The organism is Alloprevotella sp. Lung230 (assembly GCF_014385435.1).
Classification (GTDB): Bacteria; Bacteroidota; Bacteroidia; order Bacteroidales; family Bacteroidaceae; genus Alloprevotella.
In genome coordinates this window covers 382,591-402,082 of the sequence record NZ_JACSUD010000001.1, presented here as the reverse complement: position 1 = coordinate 402,082, position 19,492 = coordinate 382,591, and the positions used below count along the sequence as shown (strand labels likewise).

Below are 19,492 nucleotides of genomic sequence, written 5' to 3'. Positions count from 1 at the left end.
AAGGAAAACGTCTGAAAAGCGGAAGCCGTTGTCCATGCGTTTAGTCGGGATAGTAGGTCTTCTGTGCAGCGGCGAGGGTGTTGAGCATGAGCATGCAAATGGTCATGGGGCCGACACCACCGGGAACGGGCGTGATGGCCCCGGCTACGGGGGCTACGCTCTCAAAATCGACATCGCCCGAGAGGCGGAAGCCGGAGGGGCGGGAGGCATCGGGCACGCGGGTGGTGCCGACATCGATGACGGTGGCACCGGGTTTGACCATATCGGCCGTGATGTAGCCGGGGCGGCCGATGGCGGCGATGAGGATGTCGGCCTCGCGGCATTCACTGGTGAGGTTTTTGGTGTGGGAGTGGACGCAGGTGACGGTGGCGTTGCCGTGCTCTTTCTGCAGCATGAGTTGCACCATGGGTTTGCCCACGATGTTGCTGCGCCCCACTACGACGCACTTCCGGCCGGCGGTGGTGATGCCGTAGCGCCGGAGGAGGGTGAGGATGCCCAATGGGGTGGCGCTGATGAAGCAGGGCAGGCCGATGGCGAGGCGGCCGACATTGATGGGGTGGAAGCCGTCGACATCCTTGCGATGGTCGATGGACTCGATGACTTTCTGGCGGTCGATGTGGCGGGGGAGGGGCAGCTGGACGATGAAGCCGTCGATGCGAGCATCGTGGTTGAGTTCGTCGATTTTGCTGAGGAGTTCGGCTTCGCTGACGGTGTCTTCGAAACGGATGAGGGTGCTTTCAAATCCGCAGGCTTCGCAGGCGAGTACTTTATTGCGAACGTAGGTTTCGCTGCCGCCGTCGTTGCCCACAAGGATGGCGGCGAGGTGGGGACGCTTATGGCCTGCGGCCACGAGGGCTTCGACCTGTTGTGCGATTTCGGCTTTGATTTGGGTGGCTGTGGCTTTGCCGTCGATGAGGGTAGGCATGGTGTTGAGGGGTTAGAGGTGGGTAGAGAGAAAGAGGGTAGGGTAGCAAAATAGACGTTGGGCACAGCGGTGTGCTGTTGTGCCAACGTCTATTGGATTCAGGGGCGGCAGCTTAAAACTTCGGCATGCGCCCCATCATTTGTTTGAGGCCTCCACCGGAGACCATTTTCATCATTTTGCGGGTTTGGTCGAACTGCTTGAGCAGGCGGTTGACATCTTGCACCGTCTTGCCCGACCCCTTGGCGATGCGGGCTTTGCGCGAGCCGTTGAGGACTTCGGGGTGCTGGCGTTCGTAGGGCGTCATGGAGAGGATGATGGCTTCGACACCGAGGATGGCGCGATCGTCGATGTCGACGTCTTTGATGGCTTTGCCCACACCGGGAATCATGGCGGCGAGGTCCTTGATGTTGCCCATCTTCTTGATTTGGCGGAGCTGTGCGAGGAAGTCGTTGAAGTCGAACTGGTTTTTCTGAATCTTACGCTGCAGCTTGCGAGCTTCCTCTTCGTCGTATTGCTCTTGGGCGCGCTCGACGAGGCTGACGATGTCGCCCATGCCGAGAATACGGTCGGCCATGCGGGAGGGGTGGAACACATCGAGAGCGTCCATCTTTTCGCCCATTCCGACAAACTTGATGGGCTTGTCGACCACGGAGCGGATGGAGAGTGCTGCACCGCCGCGGGTGTCGCCGTCGAGTTTGGTGAGGACGACGCCGTCGAAATCGAGGCGGGAGTTGAACTCTTTGGCGGTGTTGACGGCATCTTGTCCTGTCATGGCGTCGACGACAAAGAGGGTTTCGTCGGGCTGGGTAGCGGCTTTGACTGCTGCAATCTCACTCATCAGGGCTTCGTCGATGGCGAGACGGCCGGCGGTGTCGATGATGACGGTGTCGTAGCCTTTGGCCTTGGCTTCTTGAATGGCATCGGTCGCGATTTTGACAGGGTCGCGCTCTTCGAGATTCATGAAGATGGGCACCTCGATTTGTTCAGCCAGCACACGGAGCTGTTCGATGGCGGCAGGACGATAGGTGTCGCAGGCAGCGAGAATCGGTCGGCGGTTCTTCTTCGTTTTGAGGAAAAGGGCAAGTTTTCCCGAAAGGGTGGTCTTACCCGCACCGTTGAGGCCGGCCATGAGGATGACGGAAGGTCGGTGCTCCAAACGGAGGTCGGCTGCTTCTCCACCCATCAGCGCAGCCAGTTCGTCGTGTACAATCTTGACCATGAGCTGCGAAGGCTTCACGGCGGTGAGCACGTTTTGTCCGAGTGCTTTTTGCTTGACGGTGTCGGTGAAACTCTTGGCCACTTTGTAGTTGACGTCGGCATCAAGGAGGGCACGTCGCACGTCTTTGAGGGTTTCGGCCACGTTGATTTCGGTGATGCGGCCTTCACCTTTGAGGATTTTGAAAGACCGCTCGAGTCTTTCGCTGAGATTATCGAACATAAGGGGTAATTTTCAGTGTTGAGACGATGGGAGTTGTGCGTGCAAAAATACGACTTTTGCGCGGAATGGGCAAAGGAAAGCTGGAAAAGGGCGTGCGCGATGGCTCAAATCTGCTTGCGGTGCCACTTGCCCCAGCGCATATAGGCATAGGAGGGGAGCAGGATGAAGAAAGCGTAGATGATCTCGGAGGTCCAGGCGACGGCAAGGTTGCAGCGAAGTTGGAGCACCATCCCCCACACGAAGGTGCAGTAGATGATGAGGGAGAAGATTTCTACCCATAGAGCCGTGCGGGTATTGCCCGTGCCGGAGACGCTCATAAAGAGGATTTGCGCGGGAACCTGAAAGAGATAGCTCGACCCGAGCACCCACAAGGGGACGATACCGGCAGCAATGAGTGTGGCATCGTTGGTGAAGATGCTGAGCACGGCAGCCGGGAAAAGGCAGATAATCACCCACGTGGGGATGAGCAGATAGGCCGCGAGGCGGACAACGCGCCCAATCATGGGGCGTACGGCAGAGAAGTTGCCGGCGCCGATGAGGTTGGAAGTAAGGGTGGAGGCGGTCGAAGCAAAGGCCATAAGGCTCATATAGGTGAAGCCCGAGATGGAGCGCATCACATTTGTAACGGCCAGTTCGCGCGAACCGAGGTGTTCGATGGCGATGAAGAACATGAACCACGTGGAGAGAGAGAGGAAGCTCTGCACCATCATCCACACGCTCACATTGAGCATCTTGCCCAACAGGCGGGGACGGAAGCGGGGCAGACGATTGAGGGCATAGTGCGCAGCATCGCCTCGCCAGAGGGTGTAGACGATGAAGAAGAGCATGGAAAATGCACTCGACAGGCTCGACGCGATGGCGGCACCGGCAATGCCCAGTTCAGGAAATCCCCAGTGACCGAAGATGAGGAGATAGTCGAAGAGGACGTTGCACGCCACCATGACCACCGAGTTGAGTTGCAGCACACCGGTACGGGTGGTGGCGACATAGAAGGCGCGGAACAGTGAGGCCACCATGGTGAAGTGGATGCCCAGAATGCGCCAGTAGAGATAGTCCCACGCGGCCTCGCACACCTCGGGCGAAGAGATGATGAGCCGCAGCACAGTGGGGGCAAAGACGAGGGTGGCGATGAGAATCAGCGTGGAGAGCAGGAGCAGAAAGCCGAGGCTGTGGTAGAAGACGGTGCCGATGTCGGCAAAGTTTTGTTCTCCATTGCGGCGTCCCATCAAAATCTGTGCGCCTGAGCAAAACCCCCAAATGAGCATGAAGACGGAGATGAAGAAGATGCCGCCCAAGGCCGAAGCTCCGAGTTCGATTTCGCCCACACGCCCCAAAAAGGCGGTGTCGGTCATGCCCACAATCTGCTCGACGAGCGAACTGAGCAAGATGGGGAAGGCTATGGTCAAAATCTCGCGATGGGAGAATCGGCGCGAGGGAGAAATTTGGGTTGTTGCCATGAGAATTGCATAAAAAAGGAGACAACGCGTGCTCCTCTCTGTGAGAGAAACAGAGCATTGTCTCCTTGTCAAAGAGATGATCGGAGGCTTATAGGCTGACGAAGAGATGGTCGAGCCCGAAAGCAAACCGGTCGATGTAGTTGTAGAAACCGCCGATGATGCCCAACAAGAGTACGCCGGCCACGCAGATAAAGAGGGCGGTGCGAGAATAGCAGTCGCTCTTAAAGGTGGCGATGGGGGTGTCGTTGGGGTTGATGTACATGGCTTTGACGATGAGCAGATAGTAATAGAGCGAGATAACAGTGTTGATCAACGCTACGAGTACCACCCAGTGCCATCCGGCCTTGAAGGCGGCCATGAACACGAAGAACTTCGAGAAGAAACCGGCAAAGGGAGGAATACCGGCCAAAGAGAAGAGGCAGAGTGTCATGAGGAAGGCCAGGCGAGGGTTGGTCTTGTAGAGGCCGTTGTAGTCGTCCATGCCTATCTTGCCACTATTTTGCTCAATGACGTTCATTACGGCAAATGCACCGAGGTTGGCCGCCATGTAGACGAGCAGGTAAAACACCAGTGCAGTCATGCCTTGTGCGGTACCATCCATAATGGCCAGCACGAGGTAGCCGGCTTGAGAGATGGCCGAGAAAGCCATGAAACGCTTCAAATTCTTCTGACGAAGCGCGAAGAGGTTGGCCACGGTGATGGAGGCAATGATGAGCCAAACGAAGGCCGTGTTCCATTCATTCACCAAAGAGGGGAACACTTTGATGAGGATGGTGAACAGCACAAAGGCTGCACTACCCTTGGAGATGACGCTCAAATAGCCGGTCACGGTGGTGGGAGCACCTTCGTAGGTGTCGGCTGTCCAAAGGTGGAAGGGGACGAGGGAGATTTTGAAGCCCATCCCGGTGAGGAAGAGTAACAATCCCAAAATCGCGTAGGGCTGTCCGGCCACGGCATGAGAGCCGACGGCATCAAAATAGAGGGTTCCGGCTCCACCGTAGACAAAGGAAATGCCATAGAGCAGGAGGGCAGCGGAGAAGAGGGCGAGCAAGATGAACTTGGCCGCGGCTTCTGCGCTTTCGTAGCGGTGCTTGTCGAACGCCACGATGGCCGCCATGGGCACGGAGGCGAGTTCGAGACCGATGAAGAACATCAGGAAGTGACCGCTCGAAATCATAAAGTACATCCCCAAAAGGGTGAAGAGGGTGACGAGGTAGAACTCCCCTTGCTTGACGAGGTTTTCTTCGCGCGAAAGCCATTTGTGAGCCATCAAGAAGGCCACGATGGTGCCCACGTTGAGCACGGTCTTGACGATAACTCCCATCTGTGTGGCCACGTACATGCCACCGAAGGCTTCGCCGGTGGTGGCGCGGCAGGCTCCCGTGAGCGGACAAACGGGGACGAGGTTGAGGAGCGTATGGAGTGCAAGCAGAATGACGGGCAATGGGGTGTTGTAGACTCCCTTGCCACCCTTGCGGTCGGCACACATGAAGAGGTCGGCCACAAAGAGAATGACGATCACCGCCAACAGAGAGAGTTCAGCTTGCATACTGAGAAACTGAGAATAATCCATGTTAGTGAATGTTTGGTGGAATTAGGGAGATTACAAGAAAGGATTGCTGACGCTTTGCAGCAGACTGCCGGCGCTGTGGATGTGATTGATGATGGGGGCAACGCCGGTTTCAATCATATTGCTCACCCAGAAAGGCGCAAGTCCCAAACTAGCAACGGCGAGGATGAGGCAGATGACCGAGAAACGTTCGTCCCAGGTGGCATCGGTCAGTTGGAGGTGATGCTCGTTGGTGGGGACACCATAGAGAATCTTGCCGACCAAGCGAAGGATGTAGACCGCCGTGATGACAATCGAAGTGCAGGCAATGATGGTCATCGTGGTGTAGAACGTACCGGTGTTCTCAAACGAACCCACGAAGATGGTCATTTCAGCAATGAAACCGGAGAGACCGGGCAGACCAAGGTTGGCCAAACCGGCAATGACGTAGCAGACGGCGAGGAAGGGCATAATCTTCATCAAACCTGCCAATTCGCGGATGTCGCGGGTGTGGGTGCGGCCATAGATGAAGCCGATGAGCGCAAAGAAGAGGGCGGTCATCAATCCATGAGAGAGCATCTGAAGGATGGCTCCTGTGCTGGCGGTGGTGGTGTTCATGCAGATGGCAAAGAGCACCAAACCGCAGTGGGACACGGAAGAGTAGGCGTTGATGTATTTGAGGTCGGTTTGTACGCAAGCCGAGAAAGCACCATAGACTACGGAAATGCCGGTGAGCACGAGGAAAATCCAACTGAGTTCGTTGGCGGCCTCAGGAAGCAGATACATAGCGATGCGGAAACAGCCGTAGCCACCGAGTTTCATCAATACGCCGGCGTGAAGCATCGAAACTGCTGTGGGGGCGGAAGCGTGACCATCGGGCGACCACGTGTGGAAAGGGAAAAGTGCACCGAGGATACCAAAACCGACAAAGGTCATGGGAAACCAAAGCATTTGCCAGCCGGAGGCGATGGCATGAGCGCCATTCGTGTGGTTGGCAATGTCGATGATGTTCATCGTTTGTCCACCTGCACCATAGAAGATGCCGAAAATACCACACATCAAGAAGGCAGAACCACCCATGAGCATAAGGGTGAGCTTCATGGCCGCATATTCCTTTTTGCCGGAACCCCAAACTCCGATGAGGAGATACATGGGAATAAGGGCAATTTCGTAGAACATGAACATGGCGAACATGTCGATGGTGATAAAGAAGCCGAACACACCCATAGAGAGGAGGGTGAACCAAAGGAAGTATTCTTTGGTGAGCGGTTTGAGTTGCCAAGAGGCAAAAGTTCCCGTGAAGACGATGATGGCCGAGAGCAACAACATCGCTACGCTGATGCCGTCGACACCGACGGTGTAGTTGATGTGAAGGGGAGGGAACCACTCAATGCTGCTGACGAAAAGCATTTCGCTGGTGGGGTCAGCAGCGCGTGCGTCGAGGAACGCGAAAACGAGATAGACGGAGAGTGCCAAAAGGGCGGTGCTACCTGCTACCATCACACCTCGCACTTGGTTGAGGCTGCGGGACAACCAAAGACCCAGCAACATCACCAAGGGAATGATTACGAATATCGAGAGAAAATTCATATTGTTGGATTTAGAAAATCATGATGAGTAAGAGGATGAGCGCACCAAGGAGGAACACAAAAGCGTATTTTTGAACACTTCCACTTTGCAGGTCTTTGATGAGCGCTGAAAGGCGGTGGGTGCCCCAAGCCAAGAAATCGAAGAAACCATCAATGATGTGGCGGTCGAACCAAGCGATGGGGGTAGAAATGCGCTTGAAGATAATTCTGTGCGTTACAAATTGATAAACCTCATCGAGGTAGAAACGCTTGTAAGCCCAATGGTGGAGTCGGGGGGCAGCGGCATACATCTTTTCGGCGATGGGCTGCTTCTTTCCCGCAAAAATCCACGTAGCCAAACCAATGCTGATAATGGCAATCACGCTGCTGGTGATGGCAACTTGCGCATTCAGATGGATGTCATAGGCTTCGCCGCTGGCACTCACAAAGTGTCCGAAGGGCAACCAGCCGGCACCGAGGGTGATGGCGGTGAGAATAATGAGGGGAAGGGTCATCGTCCAAGGCGCCTCGTGAGGAGTGTGGTGGGCATGAGCTTCCACGTTTTCCGTACCCCAGAAGATACCGTAGTACAATCGGAACATATAGAATGCGGTCATGGCAGCGACTGCTGTCATCCACCAACCGAGCACGGGGCTGTATTCGAAGCAGGCGGTGATGATTTCGTCTTTCGAGAAGAAACCGCTCAAGCCGGGAATACCCGCAATCGCCAAACAACTCACCAAGAAGGTGATGTGGGTGATGGGCATGTACTTGCGCAGACCACCCATCATGCTCATCTCATTGCTGTGAACTGCGTGGATGATGGCACCGGCGCCGAGGAACAAGCAGGCCTTGAACATGGCGTGGGTGAAGAGGTGGAACATAGAGGCCATGTAGCCCAACGACGCGTGATTGTCGATTGTTGCTCCATGGTGTCCGGGCAGACAAGCACCCAGTGCCACCATCATAAAGGCGATTTGCGAAATGGTGGAGAATGCCAGTACGCGCTTGATGTCGCTTTGGGCACAAGCCACGGCAGCGGCATAGAAAGCGGTGAAAGCACCTATCCATACCACGATAGAGAGGCTGTCGGGAGCATATTCCATCCACATGGGGAACATGCGGGCGATTTGGAATACACCGGCCACGACCATCGTAGCGGCGTGAATCAAGGCCGAAACTGGAGTTGGGCCTTCCATAGCATCGGGGAGCCAAATGTGGAGGGGGAACATGGCACTCTTACCCGCGCCGCCGATGAACATCAGTACCAAGGCGCTGGGAATGAGGAAACCGGCAGCGGCAACCTCTTTGCTGATAGCAACTGGGATGAAAGCTGCTGCTCCTTCACCCATCTGCACTGTACCGGCGAATGAGAAATTGAAAGAGTGAGCAAAATAGCCAAACACCAAAATGCCGACCAAGAAGAACATATCGGCAAAGCGGGTCACGATGAATGCCTTTTTAGAGGCAGCGATAGCCGGAGCCGTGGTGTAGTAGAAGCCGATGAGCAGGTAGGACGAAACACCCACCAACTCCCAGAAGAGATACATTTGGAAGATGTTGGTAGAGAGTACGAGTCCGAGCATCGACATCGTGAAGAGGCTAAGATAAGCATAATAGCGCTGGAAACCACGTTCGCCGTGCATATAGCCGAACGAATAGAGGTGTACCATGAGCGAAACGGTGGAAATCACGATCAGCATCATCACGGAAATGGGATCGAGCAAGATGCCCAAGTCGAAATGAAGCGAACCGAGTGGCAACCACGTGATGTTGTAGGGCACAATCGTAGGGAATGTGCCATCGGCGAGGCGTTCAGCCGTGAAATACTGGTAGGCCGCGAGATAGGAAAGAACGGTAACGATGGCCAAAGAGGTTGTGCCAATCAATCCCGCCACCTTGTGACTCCACACTCGTCCCGTCTTCGTGATGTCCATATCGACCACACCGATAAGGAGGAAAGAGAAGAGGGGCAATAAGAGGATAAAGATTGTATAATCCATTGTGCTAATTTTCTTTGAATGTTACCATTTCATCTTTGTGAGTTTGTCGACAGAGATGTTTTGCAACTGGCGGTAAATGTTGATCATAATGGCAATGGCAATGGCACTTTCGGCAGCTGCAATAGCAATGGCAAAAATGGCAAAGAACAAGCCCTCATGTCCGGCAGGGTGGAGCAAGCGATTGAAGACCGCAAAATTGATGTCGGCAGCGTTGAGCATCAGTTCAATGCTCAGTAGGATGGCCAAAGTGCTCTTGCGGGTCAGAAAACCATAGACCCCGGCAAACATCATGAAAGCGGCGATAACGAGGAAATATTCTATCTGTATCATAATTCTGTTTGGTTTTAGGGGCGATTATCGTTTCCGAGCAATGAGCAGACCACCCACGATGCAGGCCAGCAGCAATACCGAAACGGCTTCGAATGGGAGCAGATAGCCGTGACGACCCGTCGAAAGCATATAGCCACCGATTTCCTTCATCGAGGGAGTGGCGGCTTCGGAAGGTGCACTGAGCGTCTCGGCACCGATGAAACCATGAGCCCAGAAAATGCCGACAACGACACCAAAACCAGCCAAACTCAGCAAGATGGCCGCAAGGGTTTTGAGGGCAGAGTTCTGACTCAGTTTTTCTTGTTGCCCACTGGTGAGCAGAATGGAGAAAACGTAAAGCACGATGATGCCTCCGGCATAGACCATTGTCTGAACTGACCCAAGGAAAGTGTAGCCGAGGAGGAAATAGAGCCCTGCAGTGCCCAAAAGCACAAAAAGCAGATAGGTGGCAGCGCGAATGATGCTCTTGGTGACCACTGTGGCAACGGAAGAGCAGAGAATCAGCACGGCCAAGATGACAAACATTATATTGTAAGCGTTCATTGTTTTTCTATTTGGGCATTACTTCTTGGGTTGACACTTAGAACCAGGATGATTGAGGTGCTTGACGAGCTTGGCACGATCGAAAACGGCATATTCAAATTCGTTGTCGAAGTCCAATGCGCCATGCGGGCAACTGGTCACGCAAAGCATGCAGTACATGCACTTGCCGTGGTCGTAAATGTGGTTCTTGAGAATCTTCTTTTTCTTGCCCTCTTCGGTTTCCACCATTTCGGTTTCGATGATGATGGTGTCGTTGGGGCACACCATTTGACAAACACCGCAACCCACACACTTGTGCTCGTTGAGTTCGTTGTGAGGAAGGATGAGTTGGCCACGAAAGCGGTCGAACATCTTGTTCTCCTTGCGGTTTTCGGGATAGCGCTCGGTGATTTTAGGAGTCCAGAATTCGCGCATGGTCACTTTCAGACCCGTGCACAAACTCTTAATTCCCCCTATCAGACCAGCGAAATAATTGTTTTGTTCCATAATTTCTTTGTTTTTTAGGAGGAGGTTAGAGGGTAAGACCGAAACTTACCAATAGCGACATACCCACGAGGAGTGCCATGGAAATGGGAATGAGATACTTCCATTCGAGCGTGAGAATTTGGTCGATACGCAAGCGGGGGAAGGTCCAACGTTCCCAAAGAAGGAGCGCTACGACAAAGAAAGTCTTGCCGATGAACCAAACAAAGCCGGGAATCAAAGCCATCACTTCGTTGAAACCATCGAGACCGGGTACGACCAAGGGGGCCCATCCGCCTAAGAAGATGGTGCTGGCCATTCCGGCACATACCACAATGTTGAGGTATTCGGCCAGATAGTAATAACCGAAGTCCATACCTGAATACTCGGTGTGGTAACCTGCGGTCAACTCACTTTCACTCTCAGGGAGGTCAAACGGACCACGGTTGCACTCGGCATTACCCGCAATGAGGTAGACCACAAAGGCCGGAATGGCAATGATATGCCCACGGAAAATGTTCCAACCCTCGACGGCTTGTTGTTGGCAGATTTCAGAAAAACTCATCGTGCCGGTGAGGGCAATCATCGTGAGCATCACCATACCGATGGAGAGCTCATAGGAGATGATTTGTGCGCCCGAGCGCATAGCACCGATGAGAGCATATTTGTTGTTGGACGACCAACCGGCGAGCAAAATGCCCACTACACCGATACTACCCACGGCAAGGAAGAAGAAAACGCCGACGTTGAAGTCGATGATTTGTGCTCCCTTGTTCCAAGGCAGACAAGCAAAAGTGGTCATCGAAGCCGTTACCACTAAAAACGGGGCAAGTTTGTGAAGGAAATGGTCGGTCTTGCGGAGGTTGATGACCTCTTTGGTCATCATCTTCAGCACATCGCTGATGACCTGCAACCAGCCCCATTTACCCACACGGTCGGGACCGATGCGACATTGGAAAGCAGCACACACTTTGCGCTCCGCATAAATCATAATCATCGCCAAGATGGCATAGACTGTGACGATGGCCAGTGCCACCAACACACTCTCCACCAGCACAGCACAACTGTCGCCGATAGCACCCGAAAGCACACCATGCAGCCATGACGTTACGACTGAAAAGTCAAACATATTATTTGAGATTTGGTAAACCAGTAGTCTGGAAAAATTGTAAACTTTTTAGTGTCTTGAGAGGACGAACGTGATTATCGATCAATGTCGGGTACAACGTAGTCGACCGTACCACCGATTGTAATCAAGTCGGCAATCATGTTGCCCGAGCAAGCCGTGTCCATCACGGCCACCAAGGGCAGCCCCGTGGCGCGGTAGTGCAGACGGTAGGGCATCTTGTCGCCTTTGCTCTCGATGTGCACACCAAAGAGTCCGCGGCTTCCTTCCACAGCGTGGTAGTAAGTGCCCGCAGGAATCTTGAGGATGGGCTTCATCTTTTCGGCATAGTTGCCTTCGGGGATGTTGTCGATGAGCTGTTCGATGATCGAGAGCGACTCGCGGATCTCGTCCAAACGCACCAAGTAGCGGGCATGGCTGTCGCCTTCGCTACGCACCACTTCGTTGAAGTTGACACGATCGTAGGCAGCATAGGGACGATGCTTGCGCAGGTCGTTGTGCCAACCCGAAGCGCGTCCCGTAGGACCGGTGCAACCATAGGAAATCACTTGCTCCTTGCTGAGCGTACCCACACCGATAGAACGGTTGCGGAAGATGACGTTGCCTGTGAAGATATCGTCATATTCTTTCAGGTTTTCGCGCATCATGGGAATAAATTCCTTGACGCGACGCTGGAAGTTGGGATGCAAGTCGTGCGCCAGACCACCAATCATGTTGTAGTTGATGATGAGGCGGCCGCCGCAGGTTTCTTCAAAAATGTCGAGAATTTTCTCGCGGTCGCGGAACCCATAGAGGAAAGCCGTAGTAGCCCCCAAGTCCTGACAAAGGCAGGAGAAGAAGAGAATGTGCGAGTCGATACGTTGTAATTCGTCCATGATGGTGCGAATCACTTGTACGCGGTCGCTCACTTCCACGCCCAGTCCCTTTTCGATACAAGCACAGAGTGCATGACGGCTTTGCATAGCGCCCAAGTAGTCCATACGGTCAGTGAGGGCGAGGGTCTGCGGATAGGTGAGCTGTTCGCTGATCTTCTCTATACCACGGTGGATATAACCGAGGTGCGGGTCGAGTTTGGTGATGATTTCACCTTCCAAACGGGTGCGGAAGTGCAACACTCCGTGGGTGGAGGGGTGCTGAGGACCGAGATTGATGACATAATCATCCTCAGCAAATAGGGGCGTTTCTTCCTTGTGGAGCGTGCCGTCTTCTTTGCGCGTATACTTTACGGCAAGGTCCGAAATGGGCTCATCGCCTTCGGGAATTTCGGGATTTTCGCTCTCGTCATAGTTCTTGCGGAAAGGATAGCCTTTCCAGTCTTCGCGGAGGAAAATGCGGCGCAGGTCGGGGTGGTTGAGGAAGATGATGCCGTAGAAGTCATAGGCTTCGCGCTCGTAGATGTTGGCAATGTCCCAAAGGTCCGAAACGCTGTCGAGACAGGGCGTCTCTTTGTCCTCGGCCACCACTTTGACGTGTGCCATCTTGAAGGTTTCGGGATTGGCGAGAGAGTAAATCACGCCCATTCCCTCTTCGCCCCAGTCGGTGGCGGTGAGGTTCTCGAGCAGACCATAGCCTTCGGCTTTCAGGGCAGCCAGACGTTGGTGCAGGTCAGCCGGGGCCACTACTTCGGGCTCAAACTTGTTGTCGGCTGGTTTGGCAGGAGCAGGAGCCGGACGAGCCGCTGCCGGACGTGGGGCAGCCGGTTTTGCCGTGGTGGCAGCCAGTTCAGGCTTTGCTTCTATGGTGGTTTCCGACTTCTCTTCCTTCGGGGCTGTGGGAGCGGCGGCCGCGGGTTCAACAGCAGGAGCAGGGGAGGCCTTGGGGCTTTCTGCAGGTGCAGCAGGTTGTTCGGCTGCGGGAGTCAAATCTTTTTCTAAATCCATTAGGCTTCCTCCTGTTGTTTGAGAAGTTCGACATACTGTTCATTCATTTCTTCCTTGTAAGGATCGCTTTCCTTGCGGTTGGTTGTGCCGAAGAAGTTTTCGACGCGCACTTTGCGCTGGAGTTGCATCATTCCGTAGAGGAACGCCTCAGGACGAGGCGGGCATCCGGGCACGTAGACATCGACCGGAAGAATCTTGTCGACCCCCTTCACCACGTGATAACTCTTGGTGAAAGGACCGCCCGAGATGGCGCAACCTCCGATGGCCACGACATATTTGGGGTCGGCCATTTGGTTGTACAGACGCTTCAATACCGGTGCCATCTTGGTGGTGATGGTACCATTGACCAAAATAACATCGGCCTGACGAGGACTGTTGCGCGTTACTTCAAAGCCGAAACGTGCCATGTCATAGCGTGCAGCAGCCACAGCCATAAACTCGATGCCGCAGCAACTAGTGGCAAATGTGAGCGGCCAGAGTGAATTGCTACGCCCCCAGTCGATGAGAGTGTCGAGACTGCCGACCATCACTCCCACACCATTTTGGTTGAGTTCCTCAACGAGCTTTTCAAGCGTTTCGTTGTCTTGAAATTCTTCGTAGGGAATATTGTTGATGACAGGAGATTTCTTTATTGCCATTCCAACGCTCCTTTCTTCCAGGCATAAGCAAGGCCCAGAACTAAGATGAACAAGAAGAAAGCGATGCTTAGAAGTGCGGCGCTACCCAGCGTCTTCATCACGACGGCCCAAGGGAAGAGGAACATCGTTTCCACATCGAACATCAGGAAGAGGATGGCGAAGAGATAGTAGCCCACGCGAAACTGCATCCAGGAGCGCCCACGTGTCGGGATACCACATTCGAACGGATCCTCTTTCTGCGGGTTGAAACTGCGAGGAGCCAGCAGTCGCGCCAGCACCGTCACAAGTCCGACAAACCCGAGACCTGTCAGCAAAGCGGTGACAAATAAGGTAAAGTTCATAGCTCTAATGTGAGTTGTTATTTAAATTGTTTATTGTTGTAACGAAAGAATTGCAGCCGAAGAGTGGTAACGAAAGAAGCTCACGAAAAAAACGAGAGAAAGGCCATAAAAGACGAAAGTCCGCGGCTACGGGCGGATTTCTCCCGAAGTGCGGACGCATAACAAATGTGATGAACAATACTTGTTCATCTTAATGAGTTGATTTGTAGAGGATAACATAAAAAATGTCGCCCCATCATCATTGCCTTTGTTCACTTTCGTTCGTCTTTGGTGGTGCAAAGATACAACATTTTCAAGAAAATCCCCAAAACTTTTTCGCATTTTCTCTTTTCTCTGCTGTTCTGATTTGATAAGTAGACCTTGCAGCAAAACGAATAATCTCGTATTTGTCGCTATAAAGGATACTCAAGATTCACCGTATTCAGTACGAGAACCGAACTCGCATTTCATGTTTGTCGCTATAAAGGATACTCAAGATTCACCGTAGCCGTCTTACGTCTCAATCTTAGTCGCAGGCAGAAGAGGGACGACAAAAAAGTGCAGGCTTCGGGAGCAACGATGCTTCCGAAGCCTGCCTCTGTATTTTTTCAGAGTGAAAGCCGGGGGCTACTCCCAGCCGAGAGCCGAAGCACCGAGCACCGCGGCTTCTGCGCCTTTGAGGGTCGATACCAAGAGTTTGGCTTTGCCTTTGAAGATGCTCAGCACATGCTTGTCATAGGCGCGACGGATGGGTTCCATGATGTAGTCGCCCGCTTTGGCCAAACCACCGAAGAAGACAAACGCTTCTGGTGTGTTGAACGTCGCAAAGTCGGCACAACTGCGGCCGAGGAGCTCACCGGTATATTCAAAAATCTCACGGGCCAACTTGTCGCCTTTTTCTGCCGCTTGGAACACATCAAACGAGGTGATGCTTTCGGGGTCGAGTTCTCGCAAAGGAGAGGGGTCATCGCTGCGCGAGAGGATTTCGCGTGCCGTACGTGCCACACCCGTTGCCGAGCAGTAGGTCTCCAAGCAGCCGTGGCGTCCGCAACCGCATTGGCGTCCGGCTTCGGAGTGGTCCACCACAAAGTGCCCCAATTCGCCGGCAAAGCCGTCTGAACCATAGACGATGTGTCCATCCACTACGATGCCCGAGCCCACACCGGTGCCGAGGGTAATCATGATGAAGTTTTTCATACCGCGAGCTACGCCATAGGTCATTTCGCCCATTGCGGCGGCATTGGCGTCGTTGGTGACGCGACAAGGGACACCCAACGCTTCTTCAAAGAGTTCGGCAATCGGCACCACGCCCTGCCAAATGAGATTGGCGGCATACTCAATGGTGCCATTATAAAAGTTTCCATTGGGAGCGCCGATGCCCATACCGCGCACTTTCTCAATGCCGCCCACCACGTCAAGGGCGGGTTGCAGGGCTTCAACAGCTGCTGCCACATAGTCTTTCACATCGGGGTAGGCTTTGGTCTTGATGGCCGTTTGCGCAAGAATTGTGCCGCGCTGGTCTACAATACCGAATACTGAATTTGTGCCGCCCATGTCTAAACCAATCACATAGGGCTTGTCGAGGATTTCTTCCATTTCCATGCTTACTTGATAGAATAAAGGTTTGTATTTGCTGCAAAAATAAATAGAAAAATTGAATTTACCGAGGGTTTGATGACTTTTTTGAAGATAGACTTTTCATTTTCGCGCTTTCTCGCCCTCACTTTGCGTTTTTTTTCTAATTTTGCAGAAGATAAACCACATAAAATTATTTCGCATGAATCCTCGTATGAATCAAAAAACTCTTTTTCTTTCCAGCCTTTTGCTTTACACAAGCAGTCTATGGGGCAATGATAATATGGTGTCGTCGGCATCCTCTATCTCCTCCGACTCCGCAGAAGAGATTTCGCCCGCTCCGGATGCGCGCAACAGCTCGTCCCCTGCCACCTCTCTCGCGCAGTTTGCCCCCAAGGCCCTGGGAGAGTTTCAGCCCACCGTCAAATTTAGTGGCTATGTTACGGGGCGCTACGCTTATAGTGATCAGAAAGGTCTTGCCGCTCATAGTAGTTTTGAAACGCGCTATTTGCGTCTGATTGTCAATGGGCAGGCCTGGCAAAACTTGGCTTATTTTGTTCAGTTTGAGATGGCCGGTGCGCCCGGCATCGATCGTGGACCGCGCATTCATGATGCCTATCTGCAGTGGGAGAAGTTCAAGTTTGTGCGTCTCAAATTCGGACAGTTCAATCGCGCCTTCGGTTTCGACAGCCCCATTGCCCCCATCAAACTTGAGATGGGAAGTTTTTCGCAAGTAGCCACCAAACTACAAGGACTCACCGATCGTCTCGGCGAGCGCCCGACAGGGTGTCGCGATTTGGGCGTACAGCTCAACGGCGACCTCCTTCCGATGGCCGATGGGCACACCCTTCTTCACTATCATGTCGGAGTGTTCAACGGACAGGGCGGCAACCACAAAGATTACAACAATCACAAAGATCTCGTGGGAGGACTTTGGATCAGCCCGGTGAAAAACCTGCGCATTGCGGCCTTTGGATGGGATGGCCGCTCCACCGATGAGAAAAACACGGCCGTCAGTGTCAATCGCAAACGCTATGGCTTGGGCTTGAGCTACGAGGCCGATTGGATGTTTCGTGGCGAATATGTCCACAGCGTTGGGGCTACCTATGCCGCCACTGAAGCGGCCATGAAAGCTGCCACTCCTGCCGCCGCGCGAGCCATATTGGACGCCTCCAACCGCAGCGATGGTTGGTATGCTATGGCCGGAGGCAACATCAAGGCCGTGCCCGGCCTGAAGGTCTATGGGCGTTGGGATTGCTACCGCGACAATGCCCGCACGTGGAACAGCCTCAAAACGGACTGGGGGCTGAGCGCTTCCTATTGGTTCAACACACACTTCATGATGCAGTTCAACTACACCCACACCTACGACCGCTCGGCGGCGACTTCCGGAGCCGACCGCCGCTACAACGTCTTCGACGTTCAGGCCACCGCCCGCTTCTGAGGAAAGCACCCATCCGAAGACAAAATCTCCCCACTTCTCTGTGCAAGATAAAGTTGCACGAGGAAGTGGGGAAATTTTTATAGGTCTATTTCCAGCCCATCGTAGGCATAGGTCATTCCGTGGGGGAGCGTGCGGTCGGCTTCGGCCTGTGTGCCGGCTCCATGGCTCATATGCACAAAGTAGGTGTGTGCCGCACCGACACTTCGGGCGAACGCGATGGCTTCTTGCAGGTTCTGGTGGGTGGGATGAGCTTCGTGGCGCAAAGCGTTGACCACCATTGTGCGCACGCCGGCCAATTTGTGGCGCTCTGTGTCGGGCAGCGTACTCATGTCGGTGAGGTAGGCCAAGTCGCCGATGCGATAGCCCACGATGGGGAGCTTCCCGTGCATCACGCGAATGGGGACAATCTGCGTAGTGCCGATGCTGAAAGGAGTGTCAGGCGAAATCTCACGCATCACCAAGTGGGGCGAGCCCGGATAGCGCTTCTCTCGGAAGCAGTAGAACATGTTGCGGAGGATAGGGGCAGCCACCCTCGCTTCGGCGCAAATCTCGATGGGTTGAAAAATCGAAAACGGCCGTAAATCGTCCAAACCGCCGACGTGGTCGAAATGTTCGTGCGTCATCAGCACTGCATCAATCGCGGGAAGGGCATAGTCATAGCGCGGTGCTTCGTGCAGTCCTGCGGCTTTGGCCTGCTCGTCGGTCATCTCGGCCACGTTTTGGTAGTGGTAGGGCAGGGTCGTGTCGGGCGCATAGGGGTGTGCCTCCAAAAAACGGAGCATCTGCTGCCGAAAGTCCGGACCACAGTCGATGAGGATGAGCTGATGGTCGTCGGTTTCGATGAGGGCGGAAGTGCGCGTGCGCTCGTCGTGTGGGTCGGCCGAACGACACACCGAGCAATGGCATCCCATCTGGGGTACGCCCGAAGAAGTTCCGGTGCCGAGAAAGTAGAGTTTCATGTGGTGGAGTGATAAGTGACGATGCCTATTTTCCTACTCTTTGGAGGAAGAACGGGGTTTCCACGGCAGCTCACTATTCGTATTGATTCTTCCGGCGATATTTTAGCGCCATCTCTACGAGTAGAGCAAATTTTTCAATCCTGTCGGGATGATAATCCCCTTTGGCAATCATTTTCTTGGTGTGTTTGAACCAGTTGAACAACCGAAGTTCTTCCGGTTTATACTTAGAGGGACGGCGGTGATTGACCTCCATAAAGGTCTTCACCTGATCATACTGCATTTGCCACTTCTCGTCTTGTGTCATGTAGGGAGGATTGCAATTAAAGTATTATTCAAATGTTATGTCGGTGGATGAGTGAACAGGTAGCTGGATGGGTAGTCAGAGTTCGTTGTGAACGTTCTCCTCCTCCTTTTCTGCAAAGGCGTCCGGCACAAAACCATCAATGACTTGGCGCGGGGTGCAACCTAAATGCACGCGGCAAAACGTGTTCATGTGCTGCTGAGAGGAGAAACGGAGCAAACGTGCAATCTCGGACAGAGACAGCGAACTGTTGCGCAGAGTCTTATAGAGGGCACCGGCCTTGTTGCGTGTCAGCCATTTGCCGTGGGGCTCTTTGAAGTGGAGCGCAAACAAGTGCACAAACTCCGAGCGCGGCATGTCCAGACGAGCGGCCATCTCGTCCACCGTCAGCAATTCGGCCGCCATGGTCAGCACTTCCTCCATGAAAGAATTGGACGTGAGATAGAGCGGCACAAGGAATTTCGACAGTACAATCTTCTTGTAGTAGGCTTGCAAAATGGAGGCAAATTCCTGCTGTTTCAGCTGGTGAATGTCGCAGCACAAAAGACCGTCTTGGATGTAGGCGACCATCAGGTCGGCAAATTTTCGCACCACGGGAAGCAGCGGCAGGGTGGTGGGCTTGTTGCGCTTGGTCTTCGCCCGCAAGATGAGTTCTTCGTTCATCACCCGCCCGCAAAACTCCAGTTTGTTGCCTATCAGGTAGAGCCGAAGGGCGCGCGTAGGCTCTATGGCCGTGACTTCGTGTTCTGTCCCTAAGGGGACGATGTACATTTCGTTCTTGTCCACCACCTGCGTTCCGATGTTCGGCCCCGAGATGCGCAGACGACCTTCCAGCACGAGCAGAATGGTGGACAAATGCGGATTGAAATGCCCGCGAAAACCGGTTTCGGCCTGGATGAGACCGAAACCCAACGGGGTCGAACCGATGTAGAGGGGGCAGGAGGTGTGGCGGTTGAGGTAGACAACGGGCACGT

18 protein-coding genes are annotated in these 19,492 nt (G+C 53.7%); 1 reads left to right on the top strand and 17 read right to left on the bottom strand.

Features of this window, described 5'->3' with window-relative positions:
• Positions 1–40: 40 nt before the first annotated feature.
• The 14 genes from H8527_RS01530 to H8527_RS01465 form a co-directional block, all read right to left on the bottom strand.
• Complete coding sequence (locus H8527_RS01530) at positions 41–925, bottom strand: bifunctional 5,10-methylenetetrahydrofolate dehydrogenase/5,10-methenyltetrahydrofolate cyclohydrolase (RefSeq protein ID WP_187545029.1); 885 nt, start codon at positions 923–925, stop codon at positions 41–43.
• A 112-nt stretch (positions 926–1,037) separates the two neighbouring features.
• Complete coding sequence (gene ffh / locus H8527_RS01525; RefSeq protein ID WP_187545028.1) at positions 1,038–2,363, bottom strand: signal recognition particle protein; 1,326 nt, start codon at positions 2,361–2,363, stop codon at positions 1,038–1,040.
• Positions 2,364–2,467: 104 nt separating this feature from the next.
• On the bottom strand, positions 2,468–3,820 hold the full coding sequence (locus H8527_RS01520) for an MATE family efflux transporter (RefSeq protein WP_187545026.1): 1,353 nt from the start codon (positions 3,818–3,820) through the stop codon (positions 2,468–2,470).
• 88 nt (positions 3,821–3,908) lie between these two features.
• Positions 3,909–5,393, bottom strand: a complete 1,485-nt coding sequence (locus H8527_RS01515; RefSeq protein WP_187545024.1) for an NADH-quinone oxidoreductase subunit N — start codon at positions 5,391–5,393, stop codon at positions 3,909–3,911.
• A 30-nt stretch (positions 5,394–5,423) separates the two neighbouring features.
• Positions 5,424–6,959, bottom strand: coding sequence for a NuoM family protein (locus H8527_RS01510; RefSeq protein WP_187545022.1), 1,536 nt, complete (start codon positions 6,957–6,959; stop codon positions 5,424–5,426).
• A 10-nt stretch (positions 6,960–6,969) separates the two neighbouring features.
• Positions 6,970–8,940, bottom strand: coding sequence for an NADH-quinone oxidoreductase subunit L (nuoL, locus tag H8527_RS01505; RefSeq protein WP_187545021.1), 1,971 nt, complete (start codon positions 8,938–8,940; stop codon positions 6,970–6,972).
• A 21-nt stretch (positions 8,941–8,961) separates the two neighbouring features.
• Positions 8,962–9,270: an NADH-quinone oxidoreductase subunit NuoK gene (nuoK, locus tag H8527_RS01500; protein WP_187545019.1), complete on the bottom strand. Its 309-nt coding sequence runs from the start codon at positions 9,268–9,270 to the stop codon at positions 8,962–8,964.
• A gap of 24 nt (positions 9,271–9,294) precedes the next feature.
• Positions 9,295–9,813: an NADH-quinone oxidoreductase subunit J gene (locus tag H8527_RS01495; protein ID WP_187545017.1), complete on the bottom strand. Its 519-nt coding sequence runs from the start codon at positions 9,811–9,813 to the stop codon at positions 9,295–9,297.
• 18 nt (positions 9,814–9,831) lie between these two features.
• Positions 9,832–10,299, bottom strand: coding sequence for a 4Fe-4S dicluster domain-containing protein (locus tag H8527_RS01490; RefSeq protein WP_187545016.1), 468 nt, complete (start codon positions 10,297–10,299; stop codon positions 9,832–9,834).
• A 25-nt stretch (positions 10,300–10,324) separates the two neighbouring features.
• Entirely contained in the window at positions 10,325–11,404 is a 1,080-nt protein-coding gene (locus H8527_RS01485) for a complex I subunit 1 family protein (RefSeq protein ID WP_187545014.1), read from the bottom strand.
• A gap of 74 nt (positions 11,405–11,478) precedes the next feature.
• Entirely contained in the window at positions 11,479–13,281 is a 1,803-nt protein-coding gene (locus H8527_RS01480) for an NADH-quinone oxidoreductase subunit D (protein ID WP_187545012.1), read from the bottom strand.
• Complete coding sequence (locus H8527_RS01475) at positions 13,281–13,919, bottom strand: NADH-quinone oxidoreductase subunit B (protein ID WP_187545011.1); 639 nt, start codon at positions 13,917–13,919, stop codon at positions 13,281–13,283. The genes H8527_RS01480 and H8527_RS01475 overlap by 1 nt, the downstream gene beginning before the upstream one ends.
• On the bottom strand, positions 13,910–14,260 hold the full coding sequence (locus H8527_RS01470; RefSeq protein WP_187545009.1) for an NADH-quinone oxidoreductase subunit A: 351 nt from the start codon (positions 14,258–14,260) through the stop codon (positions 13,910–13,912). The genes H8527_RS01475 and H8527_RS01470 overlap by 10 nt, the downstream gene beginning before the upstream one ends.
• 606 nt (positions 14,261–14,866) lie before the next feature.
• Positions 14,867–15,841, bottom strand: a complete 975-nt coding sequence (locus tag H8527_RS01465; protein WP_187545008.1) for an ROK family protein — start codon at positions 15,839–15,841, stop codon at positions 14,867–14,869.
• A 187-nt stretch (positions 15,842–16,028) separates the two neighbouring features.
• On the opposite strand from H8527_RS01465, the gene H8527_RS01460 reads away from it, so the two are divergent.
• On the top strand, positions 16,029–17,258 hold the full coding sequence (locus H8527_RS01460; protein WP_222935074.1) for a porin: 1,230 nt from the start codon (positions 16,029–16,031) through the stop codon (positions 17,256–17,258).
• A gap of 77 nt (positions 17,259–17,335) precedes the next feature.
• Here H8527_RS01460 and H8527_RS01455 read toward each other — a convergent pair whose 3' ends face one another.
• The 3 genes from H8527_RS01455 to H8527_RS09990 all read right to left on the bottom strand — a co-directional run bounded on the left by H8527_RS01455 (position 17,336) and on the right by H8527_RS09990 (position 19,490).
• Positions 17,336–18,217: an MBL fold metallo-hydrolase gene (locus tag H8527_RS01455; protein WP_187545005.1), complete on the bottom strand. Its 882-nt coding sequence runs from the start codon at positions 18,215–18,217 to the stop codon at positions 17,336–17,338.
• A 73-nt stretch (positions 18,218–18,290) separates the two neighbouring features.
• Positions 18,291–18,521, bottom strand: coding sequence for a hypothetical protein (locus H8527_RS01450; RefSeq protein WP_187545003.1), 231 nt, complete (start codon positions 18,519–18,521; stop codon positions 18,291–18,293).
• Positions 18,522–18,596: 75 nt separating this feature from the next.
• Positions 18,597–19,490 (bottom strand): helix-turn-helix domain-containing protein, encoded by an 894-nt coding sequence (locus tag H8527_RS09990; RefSeq protein WP_187545001.1) that lies wholly within the window; start codon positions 19,488–19,490, stop codon positions 18,597–18,599.
• Positions 19,491–19,492 lie beyond the last annotated feature (2 nt).

Bases quoted from the DNA above. Each gene is read 5' to 3' on its own strand.
- H8527_RS01530 (WP_187545029.1), bottom strand. From the start codon at position 925: ATGCCTACCCTCATCGACGGCAAAGCCACAGCCACCCAAATCAAAGCC.
- ffh (WP_187545028.1), bottom strand. From the start codon at position 2,363: ATGTTCGATAATCTCAGCGAAAGACTCGAGCGGTCTTTCAAAATCCTC.
- H8527_RS01520 (WP_187545026.1), bottom strand. From the start codon at position 3,820: ATGGCAACAACCCAAATTTCTCCCTCGCGCCGATTCTCCCATCGCGAG.
- H8527_RS01515 (WP_187545024.1), bottom strand. From the start codon at position 5,393: ATGGATTATTCTCAGTTTCTCAGTATGCAAGCTGAACTCTCTCTGTTG.
- H8527_RS01510 (WP_187545022.1), bottom strand. From the start codon at position 6,959: ATGAATTTTCTCTCGATATTCGTAATCATTCCCTTGGTGATGTTGCTG.
- nuoL (WP_187545021.1), bottom strand. From the start codon at position 8,940: ATGGATTATACAATCTTTATCCTCTTATTGCCCCTCTTCTCTTTCCTC.
- nuoK (WP_187545019.1), bottom strand. From the start codon at position 9,270: ATGATACAGATAGAATATTTCCTCGTTATCGCCGCTTTCATGATGTTT.
- H8527_RS01495 (WP_187545017.1), bottom strand. From the start codon at position 9,813: ATGAACGCTTACAATATAATGTTTGTCATCTTGGCCGTGCTGATTCTC.
- H8527_RS01490 (WP_187545016.1), bottom strand. From the start codon at position 10,299: ATGGAACAAAACAATTATTTCGCTGGTCTGATAGGGGGAATTAAGAGT.
- H8527_RS01485 (WP_187545014.1), bottom strand. From the start codon at position 11,404: ATGTTTGACTTTTCAGTCGTAACGTCATGGCTGCATGGTGTGCTTTCG.
- H8527_RS01480 (WP_187545012.1), bottom strand. From the start codon at position 13,281: ATGGATTTAGAAAAAGATTTGACTCCCGCAGCCGAACAACCTGCTGCA.
- H8527_RS01475 (WP_187545011.1), bottom strand. From the start codon at position 13,919: ATGGCAATAAAGAAATCTCCTGTCATCAACAATATTCCCTACGAAGAA.
- H8527_RS01470 (WP_187545009.1), bottom strand. From the start codon at position 14,260: ATGAACTTTACCTTATTTGTCACCGCTTTGCTGACAGGTCTCGGGTTT.
- H8527_RS01465 (WP_187545008.1), bottom strand. From the start codon at position 15,841: ATGGAAATGGAAGAAATCCTCGACAAGCCCTATGTGATTGGTTTAGAC.
- H8527_RS01460 (WP_222935074.1), top strand. From the start codon at position 16,029: ATGAATCAAAAAACTCTTTTTCTTTCCAGCCTTTTGCTTTACACAAGC.
- H8527_RS01455 (WP_187545005.1), bottom strand. From the start codon at position 18,217: ATGAAACTCTACTTTCTCGGCACCGGAACTTCTTCGGGCGTACCCCAG.
- H8527_RS01450 (WP_187545003.1), bottom strand. From the start codon at position 18,521: ATGACACAAGACGAGAAGTGGCAAATGCAGTATGATCAGGTGAAGACC.